Source organism: Chlorobiota bacterium (assembly GCA_016700335.1).
Classification (GTDB): Bacteria; Bacteroidota; Ignavibacteria; order OLB7; family OLB7.
Map to the genome: position 1 here is coordinate 1,003,798 of CP065014.1, position 9,577 is coordinate 1,013,374.

General features: G+C 26.1%; 7 protein-coding genes and 1 tRNA gene. 7 read left to right on the forward strand and 1 reads right to left on the reverse strand.

What is annotated here, in order from left to right; genetic code table 11:
* The first annotated feature begins 593 nt into the window (after nucleotides 1-593).
* The 6 genes from bamA (at nucleotide 594) to IPP08_04190 (ending at nucleotide 7,822) form a co-directional block, all read left to right on the forward strand.
* Entirely contained in the window at nucleotides 594-2,939 is a 2,346-nt protein-coding gene (gene bamA, locus IPP08_04165; GenBank protein ID QQS67367.1) for an outer membrane protein assembly factor BamA, read from the forward strand.
* Nucleotides 2,940-3,067: 128 nt separating this feature from the next.
* Nucleotides 3,068-3,586 carry an OmpH family outer membrane protein gene (locus IPP08_04170; GenBank protein ID QQS67368.1) on the forward strand — a complete coding sequence of 173 codons (519 nt, stop codon included), beginning with the start codon at nucleotides 3,068-3,070 and terminating at the stop codon, nucleotides 3,584-3,586.
* Nucleotides 3,587-3,641: 55 nt separating this feature from the next.
* Nucleotides 3,642-4,295 (forward strand): OmpH family outer membrane protein, encoded by a 654-nt coding sequence (locus tag IPP08_04175; protein ID QQS67369.1) that lies wholly within the window; start codon nucleotides 3,642-3,644, stop codon nucleotides 4,293-4,295.
* A gap of 140 nt (nucleotides 4,296-4,435) precedes the next feature.
* The gene (gene lpxD / locus IPP08_04180; protein ID QQS67370.1) at nucleotides 4,436-5,428 is read left to right on the forward strand and encodes a UDP-3-O-(3-hydroxymyristoyl)glucosamine N-acyltransferase; all 993 of its coding nucleotides are present in this window, start codon (nucleotides 4,436-4,438) and stop codon (nucleotides 5,426-5,428) included.
* 124 nt (nucleotides 5,429-5,552) lie between these two features.
* Nucleotides 5,553-5,625: transfer RNA gene (locus IPP08_04185), tRNA-Lys, on the forward strand.
* 115 nt (nucleotides 5,626-5,740) lie between these two features.
* Nucleotides 5,741-7,822 (forward strand): VCBS repeat-containing protein, encoded by a 2,082-nt coding sequence (locus tag IPP08_04190; GenBank protein QQS67371.1) that lies wholly within the window; start codon nucleotides 5,741-5,743, stop codon nucleotides 7,820-7,822.
* A 49-nt stretch (nucleotides 7,823-7,871) separates the two neighbouring features.
* Here IPP08_04190 and IPP08_04195 read toward each other — a convergent pair whose 3' ends face one another.
* The gene (locus IPP08_04195) at nucleotides 7,872-8,789 is read right to left on the reverse strand and encodes a sterol desaturase family protein (GenBank protein ID QQS67372.1); all 918 of its coding nucleotides are present in this window, start codon (nucleotides 8,787-8,789) and stop codon (nucleotides 7,872-7,874) included.
* 121 nt (nucleotides 8,790-8,910) lie between these two features.
* Here IPP08_04195 and IPP08_04200 point away from each other — a divergent pair, with 121 nt between their 5' ends.
* Nucleotides 8,911-9,570: a hypothetical protein gene (locus IPP08_04200; protein QQS67373.1), complete on the forward strand. Its 660-nt coding sequence runs from the start codon at nucleotides 8,911-8,913 to the stop codon at nucleotides 9,568-9,570.
* Nucleotides 9,571-9,577 lie beyond the last annotated feature (7 nt).

Sequence of the window (9,577 nt, forward strand, 5' to 3'; positions counted from 1 at the left end):
TTAAATCTATATTCAACTCTTAAAAATCTATTTTGTTTTATTGTTCCAATCTCACCAAAAGTAAATTGAGAATTGTTAGCCTCTAAAAAAAATAATTCTAAATCTATAGTTGCAAAACTATCATTTGATTTTCCAACTGGACGAATTACATAACCAATAACAGTAACTTTATTTAATTCAAAAGGAATATCTATCCATCCAGAAACACCTTTATCTTTAAATAAAGGTGTTGTTTTAAAGGCTAAGTCTTTATCTAGATCATCTAAAGCTTTATTTGGAATTATATGTAAAGTTCGTGCAAAAATTTCTTCTGGTTTTAAAGGTTGAAGTATATTAATCCAAACATCAGAAATATCTTGATGTTTAAAAAATAGTGCATAAAATAAATAATAAAATAAAGTTGAACATTATATGGTGTTCTTTTAATGAAAAATTTAAGTTAATTTTGAATGAACAAATAGTAATATATTTGCGCCCTCTCAAAATATATAATTATTTATTGACACGATTAATATATTAAAGAGTCATCAAAAAGTATGAAATTAATTGAGAAACCCTCTAATCGAATTTTGATTTCGTCCAATTTATTTAAAATGAAAAAATACTTAATAATTTTATTTCTAATTACAAATCTTTTTCAGTTGTATTCGCAAACAACTGAACAAGAAGCTAAGTCATTTAAAATAATTGATATAAAAGTTGAAGGACTTAAAAACTCAAACAAATCTAGCGTTATATCATATTCAGGATTAAGAATTGGAGATGTTATTTCTTTAGGTTCAGATGTTATTCCAAAGTCAATCAAATCTCTAATGGATCGTGGACTTTACAGTGACGCCAAAATATATGTTGAAGATATTGAAAATAAAAATGGTGCAACAATAATTATAAATATTGTTGAATATTCAAGAATTAATGATATCAAATTTAAAGGAAATGATGAATTTGATAATAAAGATTTAGATAAAGAAATTGTTGTAAGAATTGGTGATATTGCTAACCCTTACGATTTGCTTCGTTCAAGCAATAAAATAAAGAAAAAATATTCTGATGAAGGTTATTTGTTTTCTAGTATAAAATATTTAATAGATAAAAGTTTAGTTGATACTAACAGGGTTGATGTAACATTTGTTATTACTGAAGGACCAGATGTTAAGATTGGTAATATATATTTTGATGGGAATCAAAAAGTTTTATCATCAGATTTAAAAGGTTCTATGAATGATGTTAAAGAAAAATCTTGGTGGCAATTTTGGAGGTCTTCAAAGTTTGATAAAACAAAACTTGCTAAGGATAAAGAAAAAATTGTTGAGTATTACAAAAAGAATGGATTTATTGATGCTGAAGTTTTAAATGACTCAATTACAATAAATAATTTAACTGGAAGGGCAGATGTATATATCTCTGTAAGGGAAGGCAAACAAACATATTTAAGGAATGTTGTAGTTCTTGGAAATGTTATTTATCCTTCTGAAGTTATTGAACGCAGATTAGAAGTTAAGAAAGGAGAAATTTATAATCAAACCCAATTTGATAAAAATTTATCTGGTAATGAAGAGCAAAGTGATATTCAATCTTTATATTTAGATAACGGATTTTTGACTGCTAATGTTCAAAAAATGGAAGATCGAATTGAGGATTCTGTTGATGTAACAGTAAAAATTACAGAAGGACCACAAGCAAAATTTAGGTATATAAGTATTGCAGGAAATACTAAAACTAAAGATAAAGTAATTAGAAGAGAATTATATACATATCCTGGGGATTTGTTTTCTAGGTCAAAAATAATTCGTTCATTAAGAAACTTAGCAGGCTTGAATTATTTTAATCCAGAAAAGTTGCAACCTCAGATTAACCCAGTTGATGCAACTTCAGTAGATGTAACTTATACTTTAGAGGAAAAACCTAGCGACACTTTTAATGCATCTTTAGGAATAAGTTCTCAAGGTTTGTCTGGTATGTTAGGTGTTACTTTTAATAATTTTTCATTAGCTGAACCTTTAAGTGGAGGTGCAGGACAAATTTTAAATTTTAATTATGAAAAAAGTGCATATGGTCAAACATTTATGTTTGGTATAACAGAACCATGGCTTTTTGATGAACCAACTACATTAGGATCTAGTATATCTTTCAATACATACAGTTCACCAACTTCAGATTATAGTTATCAGAGTTATGTAGGTTCTGTTACTGTTGGTAGAAGGCTTAGGTGGCCAGATGATTATTTTAGAATTGATGGTGCCGTAAGATATTCAAATAATCATGTAACTAGTTCATCAGTTTCAAATTATACAAATGGTGATGAATTTACAATTGCTATAAATTTTTCTAGGAATAGTATAGATAATCCAGTGTTCCCAACAGTAGGAAGCAAATTCAATTTTGGAAATACTTTTGCAGTTTTAGCAGATGCAAAATATACTAAACATGAAATTAGCACTGATTTCTATTCAAACATTTTTAATGTTTCTGAAACAATGCCAGTTGTATTTTATCTAGGATTTAATAGTGGAATGTTAAATGTTTCTGGAGATGTAAATAAAATTCAACCACTTACTTTTTATTCAATGGGAGGTAGTGGTATAGGGGGATATAATACAATACCCTTGAGAGGTTATCCAGATAGTAAAATTGGAACATATTTGAATAATTCAACTATTCCAACTTCAAAGGTATATGTTAAAGCTAATGCTGAAATAAGAATTAGTATATCACAAAATCCAATACCAATTTTCTTCCCATTTTTTGCTGAATGTGGTAATGCATGGGAGAACCTAGATAAAGTAAATATCTTCAACTTAAAAAGAACTGTTGGAGCAGGAATAAGGGTTGTTGTGCCTGGAGTTGGACTTTTAGGATTTGATTATGCTTACGGATTTGATAAAGATATTAATGGTCAAGTTGGAGGTTGGCAAACTCATTTTCAATTTGGAAGATAAAAAACAATTTTAAAACTTATTCGTTAAAGCAATTAAAATTATCAGAATTATTATTTAGAAATTAATTGATATAAATCAAAATTTTTTCTGTAAAACTTAAATCATACTTTCATATTAACATTTTAAAAATGAGAATTTTTATTAAGAATTTATTTATTATTTCGTTATTTATTCTAACTGCTTCAATTGCCAAAGCTCAAAAAATTGGCTTTGTAGATATTGAGGTTATTAAAACTACATTAGGAGATTTCAAGAAAATTGAAACCAAATTGATGGGTGTAAAAAAATCATATGAAGATACATTGAAAATTATGCAAACAGAGTTTCAACAAGGTGTTGAAGCATATCAAAAACAAGCAGCTTTAATGAATGCTGAAGCTAAATCTAAAGAAGAAGAAAGGCTTGGTGGAATTAGAGAAAGAGTATTGAAATATAACGAAGAAAAATTTGGTAATAGTGGTGAATTAGCTCGTTCTCAAGCTGAGATGGTAAGGCCTATAATGGAAAAAGTGAAAAGTGCAATTGAACAAGTTTCAAAATCAGATAAATTATCTGCTGTTTTTGAAACATCTATGACTGCATTTTACGATAAAAAATCAGATATAACTTTTAAGATTTTAGATATAATTAAAAAAAGTGAAAAGTAAATTATTTAATTCAGTTTATTTCTCAATTTTAATAGTATTATTAACCTTGAGTATAATGCCGATTGCAAGTGCTCAAAAACTTGGATATGTATCATCTGCTGCACTTATGGATAAATTTCCAGAAGCTAAAACAGCTTTAGGGAAATTATCAGAATTTCAAATTAATTGGCTTAATGATATTGAAAATCAAGAAAAATCTATAAGAATTCAAAAAGATTCTATCTTTAATAATAGGTTGCTTTGGAGCTCACAAGAACGAAAAGATGCAGATTCAAAATTGTCAGAATTAATATCAAAATTATCTTCTTTTCGATTAGGAAAGTTTGGTGAAAATGGTGAGTATGAAAAGAAGCAATTAGAAATTATGAATCCTGTTTTAGATAAAATATCAAAGGCAATTGAAGATGAAGCTAAATCTCAGAAAATGGATTTTATTTTTGATAAAAGTAATAGAACTTTACCAATGCTATACTCTAATCCTAATAATGATATTTCTGTTTTAGTTCTTAAAAGATTAGGTGTTGATATTTCTAAAGATAGTTTAAATTCAAATCAAAAAGATAGTCAAAAAGATGTAATGAATGCTAGAGGAAAAGGGCGAGATGAAAATCCTCAACAAAATCAAGTACCTAAGTTTGATCCAAATGATTTATTGAATGGAATCAAACCTGATGCTCCAGCTAAAGAAGTTGTAAAACCAAATAAATAAATATATACTTTTATTGTTAAATTAATTCATAATTTGACTAGTTAATAAATTAATTTTTATTAATTCACCTTCACTTATCTAATTTAAGTGAAGGTTTTTTTATTGAAACAATTACTTAAACATTATTGTAATTTTTACTTATGTTAACTTCAGAAATATCTCAATTACTAAATGCCGAATTAGTAGGAGACCCGAATTTAAATATTTCATATATAAACAAAATTGAATTTGCAATTGAAGGGGAAATATCATTTATTGCAAACCCATTATATGAAAAATATGAAGAGACCACAAACGCATCAGCCTTAATTGTTTCAAAGGAATTCAAATTAAACAGAGATGATATTTGTTATTTAATTACTGAAGACCCTTATATGTCTTTTTTAAAGATACTTAATAAATTCAATGAAGAAAATGATAGAATGAATTTTGGTATTCATCATACTGCTTGTATTGAAAAATCATCAAAAATAAATTCAAATACTGTTATAGGATCTAATGTTTATATTGGTAATAATTGTATTGTTGGTGAAAATACTGTATTACATCCTAACGTAGTATTATATGATAATACAATCATTGGGGATAATTGCATAATTCATGCTGGCTCAGTTATTGGTTCTGATGGATTTGGTTATGTTCCTTCTGAAAATGGTGAATGGATAAAAATTCCACATATTGGAAATGTTGTAATTGAAGATAACGTTGAGATTGGTGCTAACACAACTATTGACAGAGGAACTATTGGTGAAACAAGAATTTGTAAAGGTGTAAAAATTGACAACTTAGTTCAAATTGCTCACAATGTTAGGATTAATGAAAACACTGTTATTGCAGGTCAATCTGCAATTGCAGGAAGTGCAGTTCTTGGAAAAAATAATATATTGGCTGGTCAAGTTGGAATTGTTGGTCATATTAAAACGGTTGATAATGTTACAATTTTAGGAAGATCTGGGGTCAGTAAAGATATAACACACAAAGGGAAGTATTATGGTTCTCCAGCTAGGGAATATATAACTGCTTTAAAAGAAGAAGCAGCTTTAAGGCAATTACCGAAAGCACTTATTGAAATTGAAAGATTAAAATTAGAGATAGAAAAATTTGTAAATATCAATAATGAAAAAAATATTTAGTAGTTAAATTGGTTAATTAAATTTTAAATCTGGAATTGATTATTTTCACAATGAAAATTTATATTAGCAGATTTTCATAAAAATTAAATTTTGTTATATCAACGAAGTGTTGCATTTTTGCAACGCTTCCTTGGCTCAGTTGGTAGAGCAACTGACTCTTAATCAGTGGGTCGCGGGTTCGAGTCCCGCAGGGAGCACTGATGCTTAAGTTCAAAGCGGATTTTACAAAGGATCTAATGCACTTTATGTGATATTAATCAGTTGAATCCGCTTTTTTATTTTTTAATTTTATGAAATTATTTTAATTTATGTATGAAAATTTTCAAAAGTATTTTGATCATTCAAATTGTTGTTAACTTAACAATATATTCACAAAACAAAAATCCATTCATTAGAGTTTTAAATGATGAAATTAAAATTGATTTATTAAATGGTGACTCTTATAAATACCCTTTTAATGGAGGATACAATTCACCTGTAATTGAATCTCAAGATTTAACAAACGATGGGCTAACCGACTTAATTTTAATGAGTTTTGATAATCAAATTAAATTTTACAAAAACAATAATAATTTCAATTTTGCTCCTTCAAATGAAGTCAAATTTATAAATTCAAACCCTAACAGGTTTATTAGGTTAGTTGATATTGACAATGATTCAGATTACGATTTGTTTTCAATGGATGCAAGTAATAATTTAACTCTTCAAATTAATAACTCTAATTTTATCTATAAAAAAAGTGATGTTGTAAAGTCAATTAACGGTGAATCAATTTATATTACTCCAACCACTATTCCAATTTTTGCTGATATCGATTCTGATAATGATCTTGATTTATTTTTTGGAACTATTGAAGGCTCAATTGTTTATTATGAAAATGTAGGATCAAATTCAAACTATAAATTTAAATATATCACAGATAAATTTGGTGGTATATCAGTTACTCAAAGCAATAAACAAAAAGATAATTTAAAACTAGAGTCTTTGCATGGAGCTAGTTCAATTTCATTTGGTGATATTGATTCAGATGGAGATTTGGAGTTATTTTTTGGTGATTATTTTTTGAACGGATTGTTAGTTTTTAAAAACATTGGCACTAAATTAAAACCAATTTTCAATACAAATAAACCAGACACAGCATTTGGTGATTATGGTGATAAATTTAGTAGTAGAGGCTTTAACACAACTTTACTCAAAGACTTTGATGGTGATAAAGATATTGATTTGATTGCTTGTTCTTTAAATGCAAATGAAGTGTATAACACTATTTATTTTTTTGAAAATAAAGGTACAATTACATCTCCTAATTTTAGACAAAGAAATGTTCTGTTAAATACTGAACTTGATTTTGGATTTTCTTCTTCTTTGGCATTTATAAATGATAAATATAAGAACGGATTTATAGGATTTGGTAGTACTGATTTTAGATATTTTGCTGAACAAAAAAATCAAACTAATTTATCCTTTTTAGAAGGTGATAGGTTTGGCCCAACTAACCCTCAATACAATTTAATGGCATCTATTGCTGACATAAATAATGATAATGTTTCAGAAATCTTGTGTGGTGATATCTTCGGATTAATGTACCTTTGGGTTTATTCTGAAGGCAGATACAAAAGAGCTGATTCATCTAATTTTGAAAATATTTTTTTGAATGAAAGAGCTTCTCCTTTATTTTTTGATTTAGATAATGATTCTGATTTTGATTTGCTTATTGGTACTGCCAAAGGTGAAATATTATACTATGAGAATGTTGGCAATAATTTGAATATGAAGTTAATTAAATCTAAAACTACAATTAATCTTGATTCAATAAAAGTTGGAACTGATTATTCTTTATCTGTTGGTGATATTAATAATGATGGTTACAAGGATATTTTATTAGGATATAATGTTGTTGATAGCAATACATTTATAAAATATGGGAGTTTGAAATTTTTGATAAATGATGGTCATAATAATTTTTATGAAAATCCAAAATTTACTGAATTAACCAATTTACCTCAAACCCCAACCCCTGCTTTAAAAAGATATGGTAAATATTCTTTATTGCTTATAGGGAATAGTTCTGGTGGTGTATGGGCATTTAAGGATACAACAAAATATTATAATTCTGTTATTGAAAACCTAAACTTAACTGGGCTTAGTTTGTATCCTAATGTTATTAAAAAATGTGAAAATAATTTTTTGTATTTGAAAAATTTTATTTCAAAATATATTGTAAATTTAGATATTAAGATTTATGATTTATCAGGTTGTTTGATTGAAAATATTAATTCAATTGATTGTAATTTATTAAATCAAAATTACTATAAAATAAATATAAACAAATTAAACATAGGTACATATTTCTTAAAAGTAAATAACCAATTATTTAAATTTAATATTTTTTAAATAAAGATTCAATGGATTATTTATAATTTTAAATTTTAAATTTAGTTAATTAATCTCTAAATAACTTTTTTGGATCTCTCTTTGCAATTTTATAAATCTGTTTGAATGGATAAAAAAATTGACCTATAAAGGTTGCAGGTACTTTGCTTTTTTTCTCATCACCCAGAATTGGTTCAATGTCAATTGGTAAGTAAATTGTACCAAATAAATAATCCCAGCAGTTTAATATTGAGGCAAAATTAACTCCATATTTTTTCTTGATGTTATACGCATGATGCCAATGATGAGTTTCAGGAGTATTGATAATATAATTTACAAAACCAAATTTACATTTGATATTACTGTGTGTAAAAAAACTATTGAAAATGTTAATTATATATTGAATTACAAAATAATCTTGGAATGAATAACCTAACAACCCAAATGGAAGATAAAATGCAATTTTAAAAAAGAAAAATTCAACCCAATGAAAATGATGAGTTGATGCAAATCCCATCTCTTTTTGTGCATGATGAATTCTATGAATCTCCCACATAAATGGTATTTTATGCATAATTACATGAGTTACATATTCTAAAAAATCTTGAATAATAAATAGAATTAAAAATTGCCACCAAAAATTAAACTCAGATATTATTAATCTTGGTTTGATTTCAAAGCCCACCCATTTGATAAAGTCTTTAAATTTATAATCTACAGCATAGCAAATTGCAAACAGGCCAAGCAATTGAACAATATGATGATTGAATAAATGATAAAATAAATCTAACCAAAAACCTTTTCTTTTAAGTACATCATAATCAAATCTTTTTGGTAAGATTGTTTCAGTTATTAAAAAAGTGATTCCAGCAATAAGTGCCCATAATGCTGTATTCGAAAATGATAATGTAAATGTACTTTTGAGATAAATTGCAGGATACTGTTCGAATGCTGATTTTAGAACTTTAAAAAAATTTATTGACTCCATTAAATTTATATTCTGTTTTCTTGTGAAATTTATTATTTGTATATTTAAAGGTTATATATCAGGCAATTTGTAATTAATTATTACAAACGGTAATTTATTTTGAAAAATAATAAAAAAATTTTTGTTTAAAAATAAATTAAATACAACAAATTCAATATTTATTCTTACATATATTTTATTATTTTTTATAATAAGTTGTAATAATAAAAAGGAGACTGAAGTTAGTAAATTAGTTTTAAAAACAAACAATTCATTAGAAAAAAAAGATTCTAGTTTAGTTAATAAAGGTTTGAAAAATAAATATGGTTTTAATTTCAACAAACTACTTACTAATAAAGCTTTTTCTATGAATATCTCGAATGAATTTGTTATGAATTATACTCCAGATGAAACTTCTTTTAGTATTTATGATTCAACTAAAGTAAATGACACAAATAGAATTACTGGTAAAATTTCAAGTAAGAATAGAGGGTACTATAGAATAACTATTTCTATTTTAGATAATAAAAGTAAGATTTCTATAGATTCATTAGTTAAAATAAATATTGTAAATCATAATAATGTTCAACCAAAAAAAATTGATATTCGGAATGTTCATTGTTATAGATTTGATGAGAAGTTAGAATATGATGATTTATCATTATCAAAAAAACAATTTTTTATAATGAAGGAGAATTCAATTGACAAGCTTTTTATTATAACAATTTTCTCAAATTTTCAAACAGAAACAGATATAGATGAATATTTGCAAGAAGCAATTAAATCTATAAAATTAAAATAGTTAATTA

What these genes read in the sequence shown, in the direction of transcription:
- bamA (QQS67367.1), top strand. Translation starts at nt 594, where the DNA reads ATGAAAAAATACTTAATAATTTTATTTCTAATTACAAATCTTTTTCAG.
- IPP08_04170 (QQS67368.1), top strand. Translation starts at nt 3,068, where the DNA reads ATGAGAATTTTTATTAAGAATTTATTTATTATTTCGTTATTTATTCTA.
- IPP08_04175 (QQS67369.1), top strand. Translation starts at nt 3,642, where the DNA reads ATGCCGATTGCAAGTGCTCAAAAACTTGGATATGTATCATCTGCTGCA.
- IPP08_04195 (QQS67372.1), bottom strand. Translation starts at nt 8,789, where the DNA reads ATGGAGTCAATAAATTTTTTTAAAGTTCTAAAATCAGCATTCGAACAG.
- IPP08_04190 (QQS67371.1), top strand. Translation starts at nt 5,741, where the DNA reads ATGAAAATTTTCAAAAGTATTTTGATCATTCAAATTGTTGTTAACTTA.
- lpxD (QQS67370.1), top strand. Translation starts at nt 4,436, where the DNA reads ATGTTAACTTCAGAAATATCTCAATTACTAAATGCCGAATTAGTAGGA.